The sequence below is a fragment of the Fibrisoma montanum genome, assembly GCF_003583365.1.
Taxonomy (GTDB): Bacteria; Bacteroidota; Bacteroidia; order Cytophagales; family Spirosomataceae; genus Fibrisoma; species Fibrisoma montanum.
In genome coordinates this window covers 344,867-368,045 of the sequence record NZ_QXED01000007.1, presented here as the reverse complement: position 1 = coordinate 368,045, position 23,179 = coordinate 344,867, and the positions used below count along the sequence as shown (strand labels likewise).

Annotated in this window: 18 protein-coding genes; 14 read left to right on the top strand and 4 right to left on the bottom strand. The window is 52.5% G+C overall.

Going from position 1 to position 23,179, the window contains the following annotated elements:
* Positions 1-16 precede the first annotated feature (16 nt).
* Complete coding sequence (locus DYU11_RS24115; RefSeq protein WP_119670284.1) at positions 17-3,310, top strand: histidine kinase dimerization/phosphoacceptor domain -containing protein; 3,294 nt, start codon at positions 17-19, stop codon at positions 3,308-3,310.
* Positions 3,311-3,647: 337 nt separating this feature from the next.
* On the opposite strand, the gene DYU11_RS24110 is transcribed toward DYU11_RS24115, so the two are convergent.
* Genes DYU11_RS24110 through DYU11_RS33980 form a run of 3 tightly spaced genes read right to left on the bottom strand, consistent with a single transcriptional unit; the run spans position 3,648 to position 5,614 of the window.
* Entirely contained in the window at positions 3,648-4,832 is a 1,185-nt protein-coding gene (locus DYU11_RS24110) for a DUF2911 domain-containing protein (RefSeq protein WP_119670283.1), read from the bottom strand.
* A gap of 49 nt (positions 4,833-4,881) precedes the next feature.
* Positions 4,882-5,319, bottom strand: coding sequence for a replication initiation protein (locus DYU11_RS33985; protein WP_374756000.1), 438 nt, complete (start codon positions 5,317-5,319; stop codon positions 4,882-4,884).
* Positions 5,270-5,614: a replication initiation protein gene (locus DYU11_RS33980; protein WP_374755999.1), complete on the bottom strand. Its 345-nt coding sequence runs from the start codon at positions 5,612-5,614 to the stop codon at positions 5,270-5,272. Before DYU11_RS33980 ends, DYU11_RS33985 begins: the two co-directional genes overlap by 50 nt.
* Before the next feature lie 533 nt (positions 5,615-6,147).
* Between DYU11_RS33980 and DYU11_RS24100 the strand changes: the two genes are divergently transcribed.
* The 8 genes from DYU11_RS24100 (at position 6,148) to DYU11_RS24065 (ending at position 18,254) form a co-directional block, all read left to right on the top strand.
* The gene (locus tag DYU11_RS24100; RefSeq protein WP_119670282.1) at positions 6,148-6,984 is read left to right on the top strand and encodes a hypothetical protein; all 837 of its coding nucleotides are present in this window, start codon (positions 6,148-6,150) and stop codon (positions 6,982-6,984) included.
* Positions 6,985-7,014: 30 nt separating this feature from the next.
* Positions 7,015-7,656: a hypothetical protein gene (locus DYU11_RS24095; RefSeq protein WP_119670281.1), complete on the top strand. Its 642-nt coding sequence runs from the start codon at positions 7,015-7,017 to the stop codon at positions 7,654-7,656.
* 13 nt (positions 7,657-7,669) lie between these two features.
* On the top strand, positions 7,670-8,935 hold the full coding sequence (locus DYU11_RS33920; protein WP_119670280.1) for an ATP-binding protein: 1,266 nt from the start codon (positions 7,670-7,672) through the stop codon (positions 8,933-8,935).
* A gap of 368 nt (positions 8,936-9,303) precedes the next feature.
* The gene (locus DYU11_RS24085; protein ID WP_119670279.1) at positions 9,304-10,998 is read left to right on the top strand and encodes a serine hydrolase; all 1,695 of its coding nucleotides are present in this window, start codon (positions 9,304-9,306) and stop codon (positions 10,996-10,998) included.
* 21 nt (positions 10,999-11,019) lie between these two features.
* The gene (locus DYU11_RS24080) at positions 11,020-11,754 is read left to right on the top strand and encodes a DoxX family protein (RefSeq protein ID WP_119670278.1); all 735 of its coding nucleotides are present in this window, start codon (positions 11,020-11,022) and stop codon (positions 11,752-11,754) included.
* A gap of 665 nt (positions 11,755-12,419) precedes the next feature.
* Entirely contained in the window at positions 12,420-13,526 is a 1,107-nt protein-coding gene (locus DYU11_RS24075; RefSeq protein ID WP_229366006.1) for an efflux RND transporter periplasmic adaptor subunit, read from the top strand.
* A 60-nt stretch (positions 13,527-13,586) separates the two neighbouring features.
* Positions 13,587-16,766, top strand: coding sequence for an efflux RND transporter permease subunit (locus DYU11_RS24070; RefSeq protein WP_119670276.1), 3,180 nt, complete (start codon positions 13,587-13,589; stop codon positions 16,764-16,766).
* 60 nt (positions 16,767-16,826) lie between these two features.
* Entirely contained in the window at positions 16,827-18,254 is a 1,428-nt protein-coding gene (locus DYU11_RS24065; protein WP_199736774.1) for an efflux transporter outer membrane subunit, read from the top strand.
* 26 nt (positions 18,255-18,280) lie between these two features.
* Here the strand turns inward: DYU11_RS24065 and DYU11_RS24060 are convergent, their stop codons facing one another.
* On the bottom strand, positions 18,281-18,859 hold the full coding sequence (locus tag DYU11_RS24060) for a hypothetical protein (protein WP_119670275.1): 579 nt from the start codon (positions 18,857-18,859) through the stop codon (positions 18,281-18,283).
* Between the two features lie 179 nt (positions 18,860-19,038).
* Between DYU11_RS24060 and DYU11_RS24055 the strand changes: the two genes are divergently transcribed.
* The 5 genes from DYU11_RS24055 to DYU11_RS24035 all read left to right on the top strand — a co-directional run bounded on the left by DYU11_RS24055 (position 19,039) and on the right by DYU11_RS24035 (position 23,172).
* Positions 19,039-20,184 carry an epoxide hydrolase family protein gene (locus DYU11_RS24055; protein ID WP_119670274.1) on the top strand — a complete coding sequence of 382 codons (1,146 nt, stop codon included), beginning with the start codon at positions 19,039-19,041 and terminating at the stop codon, positions 20,182-20,184.
* Positions 20,185-20,316: 132 nt separating this feature from the next.
* Entirely contained in the window at positions 20,317-20,529 is a 213-nt protein-coding gene (locus DYU11_RS24050) for a hypothetical protein (protein WP_119670273.1), read from the top strand.
* A gap of 85 nt (positions 20,530-20,614) precedes the next feature.
* Complete coding sequence (locus tag DYU11_RS24045) at positions 20,615-21,157, top strand: META domain-containing protein (RefSeq protein ID WP_158600353.1); 543 nt, start codon at positions 20,615-20,617, stop codon at positions 21,155-21,157.
* Between the two features lie 145 nt (positions 21,158-21,302).
* On the top strand, positions 21,303-21,878 hold the full coding sequence (locus DYU11_RS24040; protein ID WP_119670271.1) for an RNA polymerase sigma factor: 576 nt from the start codon (positions 21,303-21,305) through the stop codon (positions 21,876-21,878).
* On the top strand, positions 21,859-23,172 hold the full coding sequence (locus DYU11_RS24035; RefSeq protein ID WP_119670270.1) for an outer membrane beta-barrel protein: 1,314 nt from the start codon (positions 21,859-21,861) through the stop codon (positions 23,170-23,172). Before DYU11_RS24040 ends, DYU11_RS24035 begins: the two co-directional genes overlap by 20 nt.
* The last annotated feature ends 7 nt before the right edge of the window (positions 23,173-23,179 follow it).

Sequence of the window (23,179 nt, the reverse complement as noted above, 5' to 3'; positions counted from 1 at the left end):
TTCCGGTTGTCCCAATATGGGTAAATACGTTGTTTTTGGGTGGCTCCTCCTGCTATTGTGCCTGTCCGTACCAGATGGGCAGGCACAATCCACGGTGCTTTACTTCGACGAACCTCCCAAAGAGACGCTGGGCCGCAACCGAAATCAACTAACCATCAATCGATTCTTCACCGACCGCGACGATTTTCTCTGGTTCGTCACTGGCAGTGGCCTGAGCAGGTACGACGGCCATGAGATTGTAACGGTACGCTCTGATCCGGCGAATCTGAACTCCCTCTCCTCGGCGCGGGTGGCGGATATGATTCAGGACGAGCGTGGCACGTTTTGGATAACCACCCGCGACGGGGGCCTGAATGCCTACAATCAGCAAACGGGCAACGTGGCCCATTTTCGACACCTGCCCACCAACAAAACCAGTTTATCGTCGGATAAGCTCCGGTTTCTTCAACGCGATGAATCTGGTTATCTCTGGATCGGCAGCGATTATGGCATGAATCGGTTCGACCCCAAAACAGGTAGCACTGTCCGTTTTTTGCCCAAACCAGGCGAGTCAGGGCAGCTGCAGGGCAATCCGCTGTCGCCTATTCTGGTGACCCCCGACCATATTTACGTTTGCACAACGGCTGGGTTCGAGCAGTTTGACCGAACCAGCAACCGTTGGCGGTGCTTTCCGACAGTAAATAAATCAGGTGCGCCCGTCATCAACGCTACCGATGGTCTCAATGTGATTAACGGCCTCTGCAAAGATCGTCGGGGCCTGATCTGGATGGGTGTTCCGGGCCAAACAGGGCTGCGGGTTTTTGACCCCAAAACAGGGCAGATCAGTTGGTTCGATAAGCGAACGGCCGATGGCAAACCCATTCCGTTTCCAAATGTGATTCTGGAAGATCGGGCGGGGCGGCTTTGGCTTTGCTGCGAAAACGACATCTTCCGCATTTCAGCCGACCGGACCGTCGTGGAGCATTGCACACCCGTAGCCATCAGCAATGGGGAACAACTCAGGGAGCTGGTAACCCTCTACGAAGACCGCCAAGGGTTAATCTGGCTGGAGAGGATAAGCGACAAAAATCCGCTTTTTTTCGACCCCCGTCAGGAACGCCACCCCAACATTCCACTGCCCAAACTGAGCAACACCGCCGGTGCGGTTCCGACCCGGCCTGGATTGGCCCGACCCGTAACGGAGTCCCTCATGCCCGACTCGGAAGGCTTCCTTTGGATCAGTACCGATCTAGGCTTGATTCGCTATAATCCGGGCCAATCCAGGCTGGGCCAATCCAGGCTGGGCCAGTCCAGGCCGGGCCAATCCAGGCAGGCCCTGGATGAGATGAAGGTTGTCTTGAAACAACCCCTTACCTATTTCACCCTCACGCTGCCAGGGTCGACCGGGACTGGCTACGATCCATATCTGCTGGTCGGTGCGGAAGCTGGCCTATTCGTTTACAACAAAAAGACGGGTCGTCTAACACCCGTCCGTTTAAATAAGGCCGGGAGCAATACGATTCCAAATGCCATCGCTTCGGTCATTGACCGGGATGGTGACCTCTGGATTTCGACCTGGGGGCAGGGGCTCTTCCGCATTCTGAAGGGTGGCTTATCGGTCGAGACGGGGCTGGTGAGTACCTATGAACAGTGGAAAAATGATCCCACCAATGCCAACAGCCTATTGTCGAACACGCTGCAAAAGATTGCGGTCGATGCCCAGAACACGGTATGGGTGTGCGGATCCGCTCACGGCCTTAGTCGGGTAAACAAACGAACCCGGCAAGTTCAGCGGTTTGTGCTCCGGCAAGGCGACCCCTACGGACTGGCCAGCAACTACACCTTTGCGCCCATGATTGATAAGCAGGGTGATGTATGGATAACGAGTGGGTATTCGGCTCCCTTACAGAAGCTGTCGGTCAAAACAGGACGATTCAAAAAATATGGTGCAGCAAACGGGTTCACGGATGATTATTTTGCCCACGCTACCCTCGACAGAACCGGCAAAATCTGGTTCAACCAGCATCAGGTGGTCTCCTGTATCGACCCCCTTACGGAGCGCGTAACCACGTTTCCGCAGTTTGTCGGCAACTCGATTTACTCTACGCCCATTACAGCACTGGCTACTACCGGCGAGATTTATTTCGGTTGCCAGAACAACTTACGGCGGTTTGGGCCAACCGATACCATCCACAACATTCCTAAAGCCTCATCACCGCTGCGGTTGGTGGGCGTTTCCTGTTTCGACATAGACGGAACGCAGACCATGCGGCCCATGCCCCCGGATCGCTGGCCAGCCAACGAGCTGGCATTGTCGCACCGGGAAAACACCCTGGAACTGAAATTTGCGCTGCTGGATTACCGCAACACCAGCAGTCGTGCCTATGCCTATTCCCTGACCGGACCGAATGACGAGCCACAATGGGTAAGCATTGGCCTGAAAAACACCGTTGATTTTGCCCAGATGAAGCCGGGAACGTATCTGTTCCACCTGAAAGCCCGTAATAGCGACGGAATATGGACAAATCTGGTACCCCTCCGCATACACATCAGCCCACCCTGGTGGCAAAGCCTTTGGGCCTACGCGACTTATGCGCTGTTGCTGCTACTCGGCTTCTGGTATTTGTTGACGGTCCGTCTGCGTGAACAAGCCCGCGCACTGGCCCTGCAGGAAGCCGTCGTCATTAAACAACAGCGCGACGAGATTGCTCAGAAAAATGCCCAGAACGAACTCCTGCTGAAAGAGATTCACCACCGGGTCAAGAATAATCTGGAAGTGGTGTCAAGTTTGCTGGCCTTGCAATCGGCTAAAGTTACTGACCCCAACGTACAGGAGGCCATACAGGCCAGTCAGAACCGGGTGCAGAGTATGGGCATCATCCACCAGAAACTGTACCAGGGCAAGCAGTTAGGGGCGATTGAGATGCGCGATTATTTTCTTAACCTCAGCGAAAGCATCCTCGATTCGTTCGATGCGGCCGGGCGTATCACCATCAATTGTTCGATGCCCGAGCTGGTACTGGATATTGACACGGCGGTTTCCATAGGACTAATAACGAATGAGTTACTGACTAACTCGCTTAAATATGCCTTTATTGGTAAGGACAACGGCACCATTCGCATCAGCCTGACGCGAATGGGCGACGATTCGTTGCTGTTGATAGTAGCCGACAATGGTGTCGGTAAACAGCCTGTGGAAGCCGTCAGTGAAACGGGCTTCGGCACCCAGTTGGTAGAACTGCTTACCCGCCAGCTCGATGGTATGCTGACCTACGAAAACCAGCATGGGACGTTGGTCAAACTCCGCTTCAACCGGCCAGTCATTGCCTGAGGCCAGTCAAAATCAGAACTCTGTATTCGACCGTTTGCTTATCTGGCAATCAATTTCCGGCTTTCAATAGGTTTTTTTTGTTTTGTAACGAGCCTGTTAATTACCGTACCTTTTCGTCACCACCTTCTGGCCGTTTTCGACCATTAAAAGGGACTAGTTAAGAAGCAGATAAAGGAAAGCCCCTCAATATCAATCAGGAGCGTTTGTTGAAACTGACAAACGAGTGCATATTGTCGGTGCGTAAGCTTTTGACGGGGTTCATCCGGGCGGCATTTGCGAGCTGGCGATTGCCTGACGGGCTACCAGTCAGAACCAAGCAGAAGAGGTAACTTTTGTATTACCTGACGATGGCAAAATCCGCTGTTGCAACCACATCATCCCACATCAACCTGAGTTGCCCGCCTTTGGGCGTTTCTTTCAGTTCAAGGGTAAACTGCTGCTTTATATCGGTTGATTTGCGGACGGGAATACGTACCGCAACGAGTTCTTTTGTCCGGTCGGGATCAGTGGGCCAATGGGTAAGATCAGTGCTAAAAATGAGTACCCATTCAGCCACTTTGGGAATGGTATAGATACTATAGGTGCCTTTGGGGAGTACCCTTTTTTCGATGTGAATATCATTTTCGACCGTGATCGTGGTTGGCCCATTGGCTCCGGTACGCCATAGAGAATCGTAGGGCACCACACCCCCGAAAATCACCCGGCCTCGTTTATAGGGCCGTCCATAGGTGAGCGTAATTGTTGACTGCTGGATGCTGGCCTGTAGGGATTCGGTTGGCGAGGGAATACCAATGCCCGGTGTTTGGGTCATCCGTCTGGCGACCGCATCAACGTCAATGGGCACGTGTTTGGTGACATTGTAATTCCAGGGTGTTCCCATCCCATCCACGCTTTGGATTCGGCCCTCCTGGTTCACGCTGATGGTGGTGTACTCTAAAAAGGGGCCACCAAACAAGATTTTGTCCTTGGTTTGGTAACGAACCCTAATGTCGTACACGCCAATGTTATGATTAATCATTTTTAAGGGGAGCGCCTGCCCCCCAGATTTGGCCAGTCGTCGGCATTGCCATTCCATGAGGGAGATTAAGGGAACCCAACCGCCGACAAAATCCATTTTCCTGGCCGGGTGGCGAAACTGTTTCTCTGAATCCCTGCCGGCTTCTGAGTTATAGTAGGTGCAGGTATCGTTTCGGCAATTCATGTTTAATCGATACTCGAAAGCGCCCGACTTTGCCTCGAAGGGCAGCGAACTGTTGAGCGGATTCATGGCATTTATGTTGAATTCGCGGATGCTGCCATCGGGGTAAAAATGAATGCTGAACTCGCCGATGTAATCTTCCGGAACCCGGATAAACGCTTTACCATAGAGGTGGTTATTGATCATCGTATAGGTTTCAACCAGAACCGTATCCACACCCATTCGTCCAACGAAAGAGGCCGTATAGGGCCGGTTGTTCTGACCGACACAGGTTAAGGTGAAGAGGATCGCCCACACCGTTAGATACACTCGTTTAGGGTACATAGTCATACTGAGCAATTAGTAACAGCAAACAGTCGTCAAGAAGGTATGGTCAGGTGATGTCGTTAGGCGTAAAATTACCGCTGCCCAGTTGAAGCGGATTGTAGAAATGCGACATTTCCCAGGGAGGTATCTGTGAGGCTTTACTACGCAGCTCTTCTGCGGGCTGTGCATAAACCATATCCATCTCCTCGTTGAAGGCATCGAATGCGGAGTTGTTTTTGCGGGCCTGGCGACGGACCCTAAAAATCAGCGTCGCAATAAAACGGCCCTCACATTTTTCGGCGACCGATACGTCAATGTCCGTTTTCTGGTTGATTTCCTCCATTGAGCGCGCCAGCACCGTCTGTTTGAAATTCGACCATCGCGTGTACTGCTGGGCTTCGAGTATTATCTTCAAATCGTCGACACTTACCCGCCAGATGCCCGTATCCAGGAACTTACAAAGCCGGGTGTAGAGCAGCTGAGCATATTGACTGTTGAGGGACAAAGCCGCCTGTAGTATAGCCCTTGCTCAGGTCAATCATATAGGGCACCAGGTGCTTGTTCACCTCAACGGTTAATACACCTTTGCTGTAGCGGGCTATTGGAAACACAACAACGGATGTAAACTCATGCTGAGCGGGTGAGTCCGGATAAAGCTGCCGGGAAGTTAACCGCTGTGCCACCCGTTTATACGTAGAGTAATTGACCTCGGCTGATGAATTCGGTAGCTGAAGGTCAGAAATAGGAATCTTAAAAGCTGGAAATTCACTGGGCAGCGTATCAGTCTCCCCGGGCTTCATAGTTTGAAGCTGCTTGATGTATTTAAGTATCAACCAGTAAACGGGCTGTTTTCAATCTCTTCCACTTACCCTGTTACCATTCAGAAAAACGTCCGACTACAATCAGTAACATACGATTGGCGATGGTATGCTTTCTTTCAACGAAAGCGTATTGATTGATTACCTATTAAGCAGAGCTTCGCTTTGCAGGTAGAAAGCAATTGGCCTGAAAACGAACACATTTGGCCTGAATCAAAACGACCGTTTATCAGAATTAAAGGAATTTTGTTCAGCGGCCATCAATGCCAACCTCTTATATACCAGTACAAGATTTGCGCATTTCATGAGACCTGGATGGTAGGCTTGGTTAGTTGAGCAAGCAAGTAATCGCCTGCTTCATATAGCTAATGAACGGTTGCATTCATTAAATGGACAGCATGAAGATGATCGTTTACCCAAGATTCGGGGCTTCTTAGATCTGTGATTGCTTATTTGTTGATAATCATTATTTTAGCTTGACCCTTTCACTCACTACTTACTAAATTTTAAAAAAGATGCCATCTCCTCCTACTCCCGCTGAAATTGAATTGATGTTTACCATCTTTAACAATAAAGATGGCATATGGCCATTCTTAGAACCAGAACAACCAGAAGAAATAAAAAAACCGGACTTGGCTGACCTCAAGAATTTGACGGACCAATTCGATGAGGAAATTACTCGAATCAGCCAGCTCTCCATTGACCGTAACATGGTTAGAGCCACTAACCTCACGCCTATTCGCTTACAACAAATCAGGAGTATTTCGCAAGATACCTTTACTATTCAGCCTGTTTCTATTGACAGTCTTCAGAGCTTTATTAACTCATTGGATCCTTCATTCAGCCATTTAGGTATCTATTATGGCTTTGACCTGACCATCAGAAAGATGGTTTTGGTTATGCAGGGAATCCGATTGGATGGCAGTGATAATGGGAGCCGATTGGCTAATAAGCTGCTTGAGAACCAGGTATCCTCGACCCAAATTACAACAATGGATTTAACCCCCCGTCCGCGGGATTTTACCCTTGTTAGGCAATTCAGAGAACTGTTTGGCCACATTCACGGAAAGGGGAACTTTGTGTGGGGCGCCTATATGAAACGTGCCCGGTTGCTGGAGGTTCTCGCCGAATTTGAAGCTGAGCAATGCAATAAGGTAAAGATTACGTTTGGGTTTCAAAAAACGCTTGCCGTACGAATCAGTACGCTTGATCGAACTTGTTTTCACTTGATTTTCAAGGGAGAAAAACGGGATGGTACAGCTTCAGCAAAAACGTTCTCGACATTTGATGGGGAACCTGGGTATGTTGCGCCAAAACCAAGCTGCCCGCCTTTCGGCAGTTTCGACGAATAATAGGAAGTAACTCCATTTAACGTACTGCTGATGAAACTGGTTGATGTGGCTATGTATCTGGTATACATAGCCACTTACGGCGTTATCGTTCCGGTTGGAATTGGGCTTTACTTGGTCAGGCATCTGAACAAACCGCTAAAAATTGCATTAGCGGGTCTATGCCTGTCTCTGGTACTTGATTTAGGTCTGCTGGCCGTCAACTTCAAGATTACCAATACCTTTTATTATCTTTTTTCAGGTTTCGATTTGCTGATAATGGCCTGGCTCTATTCATCAGTCATTACGCATAAAACGTTCAGTAACGTCATTCAGTGGAGCGGTATCTTCTTTATTCCTCTGATTGGTCTGGATGCTTTTTTCATCTCAGGGCTCACAAACAATGGGTTTAGCAATGCGGTAGAGAAATTCTATGTCATGGTCATCGCTATCTATTATCTGACCCAATTGCTTCTGGAGAAGATTGACGATGATATACGTCGGCAACCGCTGTTCTGGATAAGTGCCGGGATCGTGATCGCCAACTTAGTGGGTTCATTTGACATTTTTAGCCGACCTGTCATTAACTACTCACAAACAATCTATTTACAGTACTTCATGTTCTGGTCCTTCGTGACCATCCTGATGTTCGGGGCCTATTCCTATGCTTTCTGGCTTAGTCAACGCGACCGGTAAATAAACCCATTTTATGAACTATGCTACGTTCCTACTCCTTTTAACAGGCCAATTGGCACTGGCTCAAACCAGCCGTCCACTGGTTAAAATTATCAGTGTGGAAGCAGGCAATAATCAGATGGACTCGGCCTTTTTTCCCATCAATCCACAGTCTGGAAAACCGGTTACCCTCGCTTACAATCACAACTATCTGCATTTCCGGTTTATTAATTCGCGCAATCCCACCCAAAAATCCTTCGCCTATAAACTCACCGGTCTGGATTATACCTGGGTCGACTGCACCGATTGTTCACAAGTGCAGTATGCTCATCTCGACGGTGGAGATTATACCTTTCTCGTAAAGACTACGCAAAGTGGCGATGTGCCGGCTCAATTCAGTTTTACGGTCGAAGGTAATCTGTTGCATAAATGGTGGTTTGTGCCTACGCTTTTCCTGTACCTTCTTCTCTTTGCCGGCGTTATTATCTACTTCTTTATCTTGTTTCAGTTCAGGCAAAAACTTAAGGAGCAGCGGCTAATCCATAAAGAAAAAATGGCATCTATGGCCGAACTAACGGCGGGTATTGCTCACGAGATTCAGAATCCCCTCAACTTCGTCAATAACTTTTCCGAACTTGGTACCGAACTGACGGATGAACTCAAGCAAGCTGTTACCGCTGGCGATACCGAGGAGGTGCTTATTCTCACCGACGAGCTATCCGAAAGTCTGCAAAAGATTACCCATCATGGCAGTCGGGCTTCGGCTATCATTAAAGGCATGCTCGAGCACTCCCGGACCAGTACTGGCCAGAAGGAGCCTGCTAACCTGAATACGCTTGCCACTGACTATCTACAGATCGCCTACCAGGGGTTTCGGTCCAGGGACAAAGCCTTCAGCTGCGAGTTGATCATTGACTTAGCTCCTCATGTACCACCCGTTACTGTAGTGGCTCAGGATCTGGGACGCGTCTTCCTGAATCTGTTTAATAACGCCTTCTACACGGTTCAACAAAAGCAGAAGACAGGCCAGCCTGATTATCAACCGACCGTTTGGCTGAATAGCCATCGGTTGACCAATACGATTGAAATTCGGATAAAGGATAACGGCACCGGCATTCCCGAAGCGGTGAAGACTAAAATCTTCCAGCCTTTCTTCACCACCAAACCAACAGGCGAAGGCACGGGCTTAGGCCTGTCATTGAGTTATGACATCATCACCAAAGGGCATGGTGGATCTCTGGAGGTAAATACCGCTCCGGGCGAATTCGCAGAATTCATCATCGTGTTACCAATTAGCTAACCAACCTCATGCCAGGGTTGTCAGCTACCTAGTGGACCCCGTCGGTAACTTCGAGAAACAAACTCCGTTTTGGTGAGCAGTTAAATTAAAACTTACCATCAGTTTGGTTATTTCAGGAGTAAATCATTTACTTTGTTGCACAAAGTACTTTCAGATGTTAGGCAGTTCCTGGTTCGCCTGGTAAAGGCTTGCAGGATGTGTCAGCGACAATGGGTGAGAGGCCAATGCCTAAAACGTCAATCCGTACTGTTCACCTGACCGGTTGTCCATTCAATGAAGGAAAAAATTTTTACTTTATACTTTGTTTTACAAAGTACTTTTTAGAATAATTTAAAAGTGAACGTATCGTATTTTTAACTACAAATCACATGAATCTCAGAACTACGGGCCAATACAGGCAGACGTCCGTCTCACTCCTGGCAGCATCGGTGTTCATAGCCTTGCTTACCGGTACGGCCGCTTTGGCACAGGACAAAACGAGTGAAATCGACAAGATCTTCAGTTGGGCAACGCCCACCTCACCTGGTTGTATATGCGCCGTTTCCCGGCAGGGGAACGTGATTGCGAAAACGGCGTACGGCTCTGCGGATCTGGAACGCGACGTATTACTGAACACGCAGTCAGTCCTCGATGCCGGATCGGTAGTCAAACAGTTTGTTGCCGCAGCGACCCTGCTCCTCGTCGAAGAGGGTAAACTTTCCCTTTCCGACGACGTCCGCAAACACATTCCGCAATTGCCCAACTACGGCCACAAGATTACCATCGACCATCTGCTCACCCACACCAGCGGCATCCGGGATTGGACCGGTATCCTGCCGCTGACGGCCGGGAATGAGGATGCCCTGACCCTGATTCTCCGCCAGCGCAGTCTTAATTTCGTCCCCGGCGCTGAGTTTTCGTATTCAAACAGCGGTTACGTACTGCTAAAGGAGATTGTTGCCCGCACGAGCGGGATGTCGTTCGAGGACTTCACGCGAAAGCGCCTGTTTGAGCCGCTCGGCATGAAAAATACTGCCTACCACACCAACCTGCGCAAAACCATCAGAAACCGCTCAATGGCTTATGAAAAGGATGGTGCCGGCTGGAAGTTGGCCATGAAACTGGATAATGACCGGGGCGGTGGTGGCGCTATGCTCAGTACCGCCGACGACCTCCTGATCTGGAACGACGCGCTGACGAACGGCCGTCTTGGTAAATACGTCACCGAAACGCTTCACAAACCGGCAACGCTGAACAACGGCAGAAAGCTGGGCTATGCCCGTGGGCTGTTTCTCGATACGTACCGCGGTACCAGGGAGATCTGGCATTCCGGCGGGGCGGGCGGCTACAGTACGTGGCTGGGCCGCTATCCTGAACATGGCCTGTCGATCGCTGTTATGTGCAATACAGACGCCATGAGTACGACGGCGCTCGCCCATCGCATCTACGCACTATACGTGCCCGCAACCAGCGATCAGGGCAACGAAAACGCCTTGCCACCGATCGCGGCCGAAGGCGTCGACCCGGCGGGTCTTGAGGTAAGCAGCAGAGCAGGGATGTTCTTCAGCGAGAGTACCGGCGAACCACTCCGCCTGGTTGTGGATCGTGGCAGGCTGCGTGTGGCGGGTGGCCCCGCCCTCGTGGCCCAGTCGAACGACCGCTTCAAACGCTGGGGGTCCGTATTGACTTTTATGTCGGGCGATGAGTTTGAATTACAGTACCTGTCGAAGGACCAGGTTGAACTGAAGTCCATGGAAGGCAAAACAACACGGTATCGCCGGGCACAGGCATATACCCCCAAAGCCGACGATCTTCAGGCGTTTACCGGCCGGTTTGGCAGCGATGAACTTGGCAGCGTGCTGCAGATTGAACCTAAAGGCGACGGTCTGTTGATGCGCCTTGACCATGCGCCGGCGAAAAGTCTGGAGTTCAAAGCAATTGACACCGATACGTTTCAGTTCAGTGGGATTATCGTACGCTTTCGTCGGGACAAAACCGGCAAGGTTGTGGCCCTCGACTTAAGCAATCCGGTGGTTCCAAATATTAAATTTACCCGTTTAAACGCTCCCGCCAATCGCAGTTAGAACGAAAGAGACCTACAACCTATGCCTATTTCTTCGACGCTTGACCGGCTTCATGCGCAGGCCAGACAAAACAGATGGCTTTGGCTTTTTTCAATCTTTAACCGGCTGGCGCTGGCAGCGGGCTTTATTCCGGCGGGCATCGTAAAGCTCATGGACGAACGCTTTGCCAGTGGCTTATCCGCCAATCATCCGATGGGGAGTTACCTGGTGGCCTTACATCACACGGGTTATTACTACACCTTTATCGGCGTTGTACAGGTATTGGCGGCTATCCTGCTGCTGATTCCGCGTACGGTTACCCTTGGTGCGTTCCTCTATTTCCCGATCATCCTGAATATTTGCATGCTGACGTATGCGGTGCGGTTCGACGGCTCGCTTTTCACGGCTCCGCTGATGACGCTGGCTACTCTGTATCTGATCTGCTGGAATTACGAGAAATGGAAATACATCCTGCCCTTTAATCGCTTACCCGCTTCAGTTACCGCAACCGGAAATACCCGAATGAGCAACAAATTCCCGACGCTGTTCTTCACGGGCGTGTTTGCCGCTGTGGTGATTTGTGTGGTGGGTATTCCGAGCCTTTACAGCATCAAGCCCCGCAATACGTTGCCACAATGCATTCGGCAATTCAAGAACACAAACCGCACCGTGGCCGGGGAAAACTTCTGTAATTGTATTCACAAAACCGGTACGCCCCTCAACCAGTGTATGACCGACTATTACAACAGTCCGGACGATCCGGTTCGGGTTCCGTAAAGTCCTCAGTGCATTCTTCTATAATTACCTGCTGATCGATCTGGAGAACACTATCCAAGGGTGAAGGTCCAGCCGTAAAGACATATCTCTCAACTGTACAATGACATGCGGAAGCATGTCATTGTTATATTATCAAATACAGGCCATTCAAGCCCATGCAGGCTGGATGGTGATAGAACGTACTGATTCTGATCGGTTGTCTGCCCGGCCAAGGTCGGTACGTATCCCCGCAAAAAATAAACAACCGGTCATCTGGTATTGCCGAAACGGGAGAGCTAAGCTCCTGCCGGAAGGTATGCTTTAGTCCGTTCTGGGGACCCTACCGTATTGTTCAGATCTGCTTCCGGGGGGCTACACACGCTACTGGCGCGTCTTTCTGACAAAAGGCTAAGCCAAAAATTCAGGACCAATTGCATTCGTCCTGCCATTACCGACATACGTCATCTATACTTGCCCTGCCTGTGTGTAGGCATCTCCTTTGCATCGTCAACGGCCATCGATGGCCCATCGTCTCCGCTATGCAAGCTGTACAAACTAAGGGACTGCTCCGACAAACCAGCCTCTTTACACACCCAAAACAACAAATCATAATGAAACAGGTCAACAGCCTAATCCGTCCAATTAGTAGTCAAGCCACACGGTTCATCCTTCCCGTTTTATTTCTTTTGGGCTGTAGCTCGGCGGCAGAGCAAAGCCAGACGGCCGCTGTCCAGGCGCCAACGCTGCCCGTCGTTCAGGTGCAGACCGCTTCCATGACCACCTACCAGGAGTTTCCGGCTACGCTGGAAGGTAAAGTCAACATTGATATTCGTCCGCAAGTAGAGGGGTATCTGCAGAAAATCTACGTCGACGAAGGTGCGGCCGTTCGCAAAGGGCAACCGCTGTTCCGCATTGACGAACGCAGCTACCGCGAACAGCTCAGCAACGCCAGCGCCAGTTTGCTGGCGGCCAAAGCCAATATGGACAAAGCCGCCATCGAAGTGGCCCGGCTGGCACCTTTGGTTCAGAACAAGGTTATTTCGGAAGTGCAGCTCAAAGCGGCTCAGTCAGCCTACGACGCAGCCAAAGCGAGCGTTGAGCAGGCGAAGGCCACGGTCAGTACGGCCCAGACAAACCTGAGCCGCACGTTGATTACGGCCCCCGTTAATGGCTACATTGGCCGGTTGCCCTACAAACCGGGCAGTCTGGTGGGTCGCGCGGAACCGCAACCGCTGACAACCATTTCGGACGTTCGCGAACTGTACGCATACTTCTCGATGAGCGAGGTTGACTTCCTACAATTCACCCAGCAGGCACCGGGTCGCAGCATGGCCGAGAAAATCAAGCGGTTCCCGGCGGTAGATCTGCTGCTGGCCGACAACAGCCCGTACAGCCAGAAAGGCCGGATCGAAATGGTGTCTGGTCAGTTCGACAAGTCGATGGGGGCCATCAGCTTCCGGGCGGTGTTTCCCAACGGGCAGGGTCTGCTACGTTCGGGCATAACGGGCCGCGTTCGGATTCCGCAGCCGCACGGCCAAACCGTCGTCGTACCGCAGGAAGCCACCTTTGAACGCCAGGACCGGGTGTTTGTCTTCGCCGTGGCCGACAGCAACAAGGTGGAGAGCCGTCCGATTCAGATTGCCGGGAAAAGCGGCAATTTCTACCTCATCCGGCAGGGAGTTAATCCCGGCGAACGGATTGTGCGCGATGGACTGGACCGCCTGCACGACGGCGACGTGATTACACCCAGGCTTGTCACGAAAGATACCAATCAGCTAACCTCAGCTCTGTAATTCATCTCATTTAACGAAAGGTTGCCGGGGCATCAGCTACCCCGGCAACCGCAATCCGCTATGCTTAAACTATTCATTGAACGACCGGTTCTGGCGACGGTCATCTCTATTCTATTGGTCATTCTGGGGATTATTTCCTTAGTGACCATGCCAGTTGCGCAGTTTCCCGACATTGCTCCACCGAGTGTTCAGGTGACGGCTTCGTACCCCGGCGCGAACTCCGAAGTAGTGGCTCGTTCCGTAGCAACGCCGTTGGAAGAAGCCATCAACGGGGTCGAAAATATGACCTACATGACCTCGTCGGCGGGTAACGACGGGTCGGTGGCAATCAACGTGTTCTTCGAGCTGGGTACCAATCCCGACCTGGCAGCCGTGAACGTACAGAACCGCGTCGCGAAGGCTACCAGCCTGTTGCCCGCCGAAGTGGTGCAGGCCGGTATATCAACCCAGAAGCTACAAAACAGCCTGATTATGTTCCTCGACCTGATCAGCACCGAGGCCGTTTACGACGAGACGTTCCTGCAGAACTACGCCAAGATCAACATCATTCCGGAGTTGCAGCGGGTCAAGGGAGTCGGTCAGGCGGTTGTGTTTGGGGTGAAGGACTACGCCATGCGCGTGTGGCTGAAACCTGATCGATTGGTGGCTTACGGACTGTCGCCCCAGGAGGTATTGGCCGCGATTCGTGATCAGAACCTCGAAGCTGCTCCGGGCCGGATTGGCGAAAGCAGCGCGGAGTCCTTCGAGTATGTGATCAAATACAAGGGTAAGTTCACGCAGCCCGAAGAGTTCGACCAGATCGTGTTGCGGGCCAATACCGATGGCTCGACCATCCTGCTGAAAGACGTAGCCCGTCTCGAATTTGGCTCCTTCACCTACAGCGGAAACACGAAGGTGAACGGGAAGGCCGCTACCGGCATTGCGATCTATCAGACGGCGGGTTCCAACGCAAACGACATTCAGGTGGCAATGCTGGAAATCATGGACAAAGCCACCAAATCGTTTCCGAAAGGCATTCACTACGCGGTTGAATACAGTACCAAAACGTTCCTCGACGAAGCCATCGACCAGGTGTCGCACACGCTGATTGAGGCTTTTGTGCTGGTCTTTATCGTCGTGTTCCTGTTTTTGCAGGATTTCCGCTCGACGCTGATTCCGGCCATTGCCGTGCCGGTCGCGATTATCGGTACGTTCTTTTTCATGCAGCTGTTCGGCTTTACGATCAATCTGCTGACCCTGTTTGCATTGGTGTTGGCGATTGGTATTGTCGTGGACGACGCCATTCTGGTGGTAGAAGCTGTACACACACGGATGGAGCAGGGCAAGCAATCGGCCAAGACCGCTACGTTACGTTCGATGCAGGAAATATCGGGTGCCATCGTGTCGATCACGCTCATTATGGCGGCCGTATTCGTGCCGGTTGGCTTCATGAAAGGCCCGGCCGGGGTATTTTACCAGCAATTTGCTTTTACGCTGGCCATTGCGATCTTCATTTCGGCGGTCAACGCCCTGACGCTGAGTCCGGCCTTGTGTGCATTGATCCTGACGAATAAGCACACCGATAGTGAGCACCAGACCGGTAAAAAGGGCTTGGCGAGTCGTTTCTTTACGGCTTTCAACGCGGGCTTTACAGCCACAACTAAACGGTACGTCAGCATTACTCGTATGCTGATTCGGCACAAATGGGTTGGTTTAAGCGGTCTGGCGCTGGTCATCGTCACGACGGTCTGGATCATGCGCAAAACACCCACCGGGTTCATTCCGTCCGAGGACCAGGGGTTCATTGTCTACTCGCTGAAATTACCGGCGGGGGCTTCGCAGCAGCGCACGCAGAAAGTAGCCGACCGCGTTGAGCAGATTATGAATCAGATGCCCGCTGTTCACAGCCACTACGGCATCAGCGGCTTCAACATCATTGCCAATTCGGTTAGTCCGTCGTATGCCGTCGGCTTTATCAACCTCAAACCCTACGCCGAACGCGGACCGATTCAGAATCTTGACGCGGTGATGGGGGCCATCAATGGGGAGCTGGCCAAGGTCAGTGAAGGTCACGTTGATGTGTTTACCTTCCCGACAGTGCCCGGCTTCGGTAGCGTCGATGGGTTCGAGATGGTGCTGCAGGACCGGACGGCCGGGAAGCTCGACAAGCTTAACAGCACGGCTACTCAGTTCCTCGCCGAACTGGGAAAACGCCCGGAAATTGCCGCGGCTTTCACCACCTTCGATACGGGTACACCGCAGTATTCGCTGGAGATTGACGCCAAAAAAGCCAAGCAGTTAGGCGTATCGACGGGGGATATTCTGCAAACGATGCAGGTCTACTACGGCAGTACGTTCGCGTCCGACTTCAACCGGTTCGGCAAGTTCTACCGCGTAATTGCGCAGGCCGACAGTCCGTACCGGGCCGATCCTTCGTCACTGAACGGGGTGTATGTCAAAAATACGACCGGGCAGATGGTACCGCTGACCACGGTGGCGTCGCTGAAGCGCGTTTACGGTCCTGAAGTGGTCACGCGCAACAACCTGTTTAACGCCGTTGTCATCAACGGGATACCCAAACCCGGCTACAGTTCAGGGGATGCGATTCGGGCGGTGGAGGAAGTTGCCGCCAGGCACCTGCCCAATGGTTATACCTACGAGTGGACGGGCATCACCCGCGAGGAGATTTCGGCCGGTAACCAGTCGGGTCTGATCTTCCTGCTCAGCCTGGTGTTCATCTACTTCCTGCTGGCGGCTCAGTACGAGAGCTACCTGCTGCCGCTGGCCGTCATTCTGTCCGTACCGACGGGTGTGCTGGGTGTCTTCTGGGCGATCAATCTGGCGGGTATCGACAACAACATCTACGTGCAGGTCGGGTTGATCATGCTTATCGGTCTGCTGGCCAAGAACGCCATTCTGATCGTTGAGTACGCCGTTCAGCGACGCCGGGCGGGTATGGCTCTAATGGCATCGGCGCTGGAAGCTGCCCAACTACGACTACGGCCAATTCTGATGACGTCGTTCGCCTTTATCGTGGGACTTATTCCGCTGATGAGCGCCACGGGTTCGTCGGCTAAGGGGAACCATTCGATCAGCATCGGTACGGCCGGGGGCATGCTGACGGGCGTAGTGCTGGGTGTCTTTATCGTCCCGGTGCTGTACGTCATTTTCCAGAAATTACAGGAGAGAATCAGCGGTCGTACGCAGCGGACTCAGCCCGAACTGGAGGAGGAACTGGCCGATACTCATGCATCGATTTAATGAAACACGAACCTTCTACCGGATTGGTGGAGGGTTACGTGAAGACTAATCTTCCATATAATGAAACTCATTCACTTTTCAAGGAGCCTGCCTTACCTAAGCTTTGTGCTCCTGACGTTATTCATCTCGGCCTGCAAAGTCGGGCAGAATTACCAGCGCCCCGGCGTTGCCGTACCAACGCAATACCGGTCGGCCGCAACGACTGATTCGGCAACGGTAGCCCGGGTGCCCTGGCGCGACTTTTTCAGCCATCCTGACTTGCAGCAACTCATCAGCACGGCGCTGACGGGCAACTTTGATCTACAACTCGCTATGAAGCGTATCGAGGAAAGCCGGGCTTACGTCCGGCAGACCCGCTACGCCTTTTTACCAGCCGTGAACGGCCAGATCACCGCTTCGACCATTACTCCGTCGAAGAACAGCCTGAACGGACTCAGTCTGGAAACATTCCTGGGCAGCAGGCATTTGGAGGACTATTCGGCGAACATTGTCCTATCGTGGGAAGCCGACATCTGGGGGAAGATCCGGCGGCAAAACGAAGCAACGCGGGCTACGTACCTGCAAACGGAAGAAGCTGCCAAAGCCGTACAGACCAACCTGATTGCTAACGTAGCCAATGGGTATTTTAACCTGCTGCTGCTCGATGCGCAGCTGGCCATTGCGAAACGGAACCTGGCCCTTAGCGACACGATCGTGCGGGTCATTCAGCTCCAGAAGGATGGGGGCGAAGTGACCGAACTGGCTGTCGAGCAAGCGCAGGCACAACGGCAAACGGCGGCATTACTCCAGACGCAGTTGGAGCAGGCTATCGTGATTGAAGAGAACGGTCTGCGGCAGTTGCTGGGCGACATGCCGGGCAGCGTTCCCCGCTCGACCGGCCTGGATGCTTTTCCAGTGGCCGATACCTTGTTGTCGGGCGTTCCGACTCAACTGCTGGCTAATCGCCCCGACGTCCGGGCCAGCGAGTTAGGCCTGGTTGCGGCCAATGCCCGGATTGGCGTGGCCCAGGCGAACCTGTACCCTGCGCTGGTCATTACGGCCGGTGGCGGATTGAACGCGTTTCGGGCCAGCAACTGGTTTTTACTGCCATCCTCGTTGTTCTACACCGTGGCAGGTGGCCTGACGCAGCCCATCTTCCAGCGTCGACAACTTAAAACGCAACTGGAAGTGGCTATGATTCAGGAGGAAGAGGCCGTTATTCAATTCCGGCAGGCCATCACCAACGGCGTGCGGGACGTGTCGGACGCGCTTGTTCAGGTAGACAAGTTGAAACAGCAGGAACAGGTGGCTGCAGCCCGGGTTATTACCCTGAAGGGGGCCATCGCCAACGCCCGGCTGTTGTTTACCAGCGGTCTGGCAAACTACCTGGAAGTGATCACCGCCCAGAGCAATGTGTTGCAGGCTGAATTGACGTTGGCCGAAATTAGGCAACAGCGCCTAAGGGCCATGGTCAGTGTGTACCGGGCCCTGGGTGGGGGCTGGCAATAAGTGGGTTTTTAGGGCCGGTAATGCGCTCAGGTTAAGGAAGTAGGCAATCGGTTGGTAAGCCAGAGAATAAGGATGGCCTGGAAGATCAACGTAAAGGGAATGACTGAAATGTTTTTGAAGAACAGAATCAAAACCCACTCTGAACTGTGCTCCGAAAGCAGCTGGCGACTCTGTAGGGTAATGTACAGGCAGGTTTCGTAAGCAATGTGGTTGATCAGCGCATTGAACAGCCACGCAATGAGCAGAAAGGCAACGAAGTTAATCAGCATGGTGAGCCAGCGCTCTCGTAGATTTTTGACCGCTAAGCGCCAGCCTGCGCTTCGCCCTGCTTTGTCTTTGACGAACTGAGCAAGTTTGGTAAAGCCCGTTCGCACGTTTGTCAGCCCAAGCGCATAGAAAAAAAGCAGGATGCGGGCGCTCTCAATCACAACCTCCAGCGACGTATGGGTCAGGGGGCTGATCGGACCGAATGCTTTCAGCTGAATAGCCCGGCCAAAGGCCGCGACAAGTCCTAAGCCGAAGATAGGCAGGAAATTAACTTTGATAAACTGAAAAGCGTACACTGTGCAGCCTAATGATCTCAGTACGTTTGTAGCCGTGTTCATAGCAGAGAGGGGTTCAGTTTTGACTACAGCTAACCTATTGTATAACAAGGTTCTATGCAAAGTATACTACGTAAAAGGTTCCGTCAATGGATAAGTGGAGGCTGAGCCGGCAAAAACCCTGCTGACATAGGGCTGTCACAAGGGGGCCGTATCTTTATTGTACAACAAGCTTCAAGGACATGGCCCAACTTAATCCGTTTACGATTCAGGTTTCCCAGGACGTACTGGACGATCTTCAACAGCGATTGCAGCGTACCCGGTGGGCTGATGAGCCACAGAATGCGGACTGGAATTATGGCACTAACCCGCAGTACCTGCGCGAACTGGTCGACTACTGGCAAAACGGTTACGACTGGCGCAAGCAGGAAGCCGCCCTGAATGAACTGCCGCAGTTTAAAACCGCCATCGATGGCGTTGGTATTCACTTCATTCACGTAAAGGGCAAAGGTGAAAATTCTAAACCGCTGATCCTGAGTCACGGATGGCCGGATAGCTTCTACCGTTTCTATAAAGTTATTCCGATGTTGACGGACCCGGCAAGCCACGGCGGTGACCCGGCCCAATCGTTTGATGTTGTGGTGCCTTCCATTCCGGGCTTTGGTTTCTCCGATCCAGTGGCCCTGACCGATGATCAGACGGCGGACCTTTGGGCCAAACTGATGACCGATGTGCTGGGTTACCAGACGTTTGTAGCCGCGGGCGGTGATCTGGGATCGGGCATTACGAAAGCATTGGCAAACAGTTTCCCGGATCGTGTGCAGGCCATTCACCTCACCGATGTCGGCTACCCCGATGGGTCGGAGGACTGGTCAGCGATGTCGCCCGCCGAGCAGGAATTTGGGCAGTATATTCAGCAGTGGTGGTATACCGAAGGAGCGTACAACATGATTCAGTCGACCAAACCACAGACGCTTGGCTACGCACTGAACGACTCGCCGGTGGGACTGGCATCCTGGATCGTTGAAAAATTCTACGGCTGGAGCGATACGCAGGGTAACATTGAGAACAGCTTCACCAAGGATGAACTGCTGACCAACATCATGATTTACTGGGTCACCCAGACCATCAACACATCCATCCGAACGTACCGGGAAGGGATGCTGGCCGCTTATTCAACCGAAGGCGGACTCAAATCAGCCCGGTACGTCGATGTGCCGACCGGCGTGGCAACCTTCCCGGCCGACGCGCCGACTCCCGAAGAATGGGCCAGGCGCAAGGCAAACGTCAGGCGGTTTACGAACATGCCCAGGGGAGGGCACTTCGCTGCGCTGGAACAACCGGCCTTGTGGGTAGCCGATGTCAGTGCGTTCTTCCAGGAGGCTTAGGTGAAGTAATGCGTGATTATCCCGTTCGTGAAAAAAGTGTAAAGGATTGTAGCGTTTGATGAATGTCCCACGTCATGACTAATTCAACATGGCGGGAGGCTTTCATCAAACGCTTTTCGTTAAAAAATAAATATGGTACTGGTTTTCAGAACGTCGCTACAAACAAAGGGGGATTGTCAGCGATTGGCCCAGTGGCTCGACCGACAACCTGCCATCGAGCGCTGGACGATCGATCTGGACGACTGCGACAAGGTGCTGCGGGTGGTTGCAACGGCCATTCCAGTGTCGGCCATTGAGACGCTGGTGCAATCGGCCGGTTTTGACTGTAGTGAATTGCCGGACTAAACGCTACGTAAGAAAAAATAGGTTCTCCTGTAGCGTTTGTCCAGCGCTCAGCGTCATGGCTATGAAACTAAATCTTTACATCGTCATGAAAACGCTTTTTGTTCCGGTTCGCTCTCGCAGTCGCCTTATCAATCGTCTGGCTTACTCACTAACTGCCCTGCTCGTTGCGGGTATGCTATGGGCTTGCAATAAAAACGATACTGTGGCACCCAGTTCGGTGGATACGGTAGCGCTGAAAAACATGCGGGCCAGTTTTAACGCCCTGGAAGGGGAGTGGCTGCTTACTAATTTCAGGAGAACACCGCTGACACCTGATCTACAGAATAAAGCGACGCTGATTCTAACCAAAAAGGCTGAGGACGCTCTCCAGATTGGTGGTAGAAGTTTTGTCAACTGGTACGGTGGTTCGTTTCGTCTGGATGAAACAAAAGGATTGGTCGTATCCACCGAACCGATCATTTCGACACTCATGGCCGGTACGCCCGAACAGATGGATGCCGAGAGCCGTCATGTGAACGGCCTTGAACAGATTACTTACTTTGAGTTGACCGCCGACAATCAGCTCAACCTATATCTCGGGGATCGAAACGACCCAGCTACTGAGGTAATTATCTGCACAAAGAAATAGTGCTTCTAAACGGGAGACTTCGAATTGGGGTCTCCCGTTCGACTCGCCGAGTAACCTTGCCTCTGTTACGACGTAGCGCCTACCGGTTTGCCAGTCGGCCCCGGACGTGCGCTCAATGTGAACAGGGACGCCCAAACCCGCTGGCATGGTCCCAGACAGTACGCCTTTCGAGAGAGAGCTGATTAGCGGATGCCAACAAGGCAACGCCAAACATCAGGAAATGCTTTACAAGCATTTTTTCGGCTTTGCTATGGGAACGGCGCTCCGGTACACGGCCTCCCGGCAGGAAGCCATGAGCATCGTTAACGACAGTTTTCTGAAGGTATTCGGCCACATCAGCCGCTATACGTTCGAGACGACCTTCAAGGGCTGGCTACGCCGGATCGTGGTCAATACGGCCCTGGATCATTACCGCCGAACCAGCCGGGAACTGCCCGTTATTGACCCGGACGGGCCTGAGGGGCAACTGGCCGAAAGCGATGCGAACATCATTAGCCAACTGACGGCGGAAGATATTCTGAACTTATTGAATCAACTACCCCCGCAATACCGCTTAGTGTTTAATTTATACGAAATCGAAGGGTATTCGCACGAAGAGATTGCCCAGCAATTAGGTCTATCCGTCAGCTCATCACGGGTGTACCTGGTACGGGCAAAGGAGCAATTGAGTCGTTTGGTCAAGCACCATTTCCACCAAGTCAATGAAAGATCCTGTCGATAAAACCTTGGCCGACCATATTCGCCAGACGCTGGATGACTACCAGACGCCTTACATGCTGGGTGCCTGGGAGCAGTTCGACCAGCAACGCCGGGCGTCGAAACAACGGCTGATGGGTTGGTATCGGTATGCCGTAGCGGCCTGTCTGCTGGGTGGAATGCTGGTGGTGCCCCTGTGGCTGGCGGATGGTCCGTTGCCTACTGTTTCATCGTCGGACCTGGTTGATGCCCACCGGTCCGCTAATCCGATGATGAATGAGGAGGCAACTGCTCGGTCACAGTCCACGAGAGTTGATGCGCCGATCTCGACTAAAGAGCCAAAAACGACGCTGCTAATGCCTGAACGTACGAAGCGTACGCAGTTGGCAGAATGGTCATCATCCCGCGTTAGGTTACCAGATTCTGACGGGAATATCGGGCGACTTTCAGCGCCTTTGCATACGTCGCCGGAGCCGAATCCACCACCAAATCCACCAATTACGGATTTACCAAACCCGAACCATATTGACATCAACCGTTTACCGATTCGTTCAGTCGAGCCGATCACTGGCCTGTCCTTACTTACTCCGGTATGGCCCCCCGTAACTCCAGCAACGCCCACGCCGGTTACGCAGATCGAACAGGCTACGGCTTCCACTTTGCCGATTGACCGGACGCGCCGACGGCAGGTTACGTGGAGTGTCGCCCTGGCTCCGCAGTCGACTTATGCGCAGAATAGTAGCCCATCGGTGGGAATAGGCGGAGGGGTTTTCTCCGAAATTGCGCTTAACCGACGCATGAGTGTGGCCACCGGGCTGTCTCTGGCCTCCCAGGCCCTGAACGTAAGGGCGCCCGCCGACATGCCCATACCCTTGTCGGGCAAACAGTTGGCCACGACGGGAGTTCAGTTGCTGGCATTTGACGTACCCGTTAACCTCAAATACCGGTTTGGTAAACTAAACAAGCCGTTGTTCCACCTGAGTGCCGGCCTATCGTCACTGGCTTTCCTGCGCGAAAACTATGCTGAGACGTACCAAATCCAGCAAATGGTTCCGGTAATCGTTTCCGGGTCAGATGGTCAACCACGACCAGGGTGGCGAAACGAAACGATTAATGAAACGGAGTTTAGATCGGCTGATGCCTTCAGCAGCATTTACTGGGGGCGGCTGCTGAATATAGCCGTTGGCGTTGAGCGACCGCTGAGCCAGCGATTATTGTTCTCGGTAGAGCCTTACCTAAAATATCCGCTGGGTTCGCTGACCCAACAGAACCTGCGCCTTGGCTCGGCGGGCGTTAGTCTACGCGTCGTCATCCGATGATCCAATA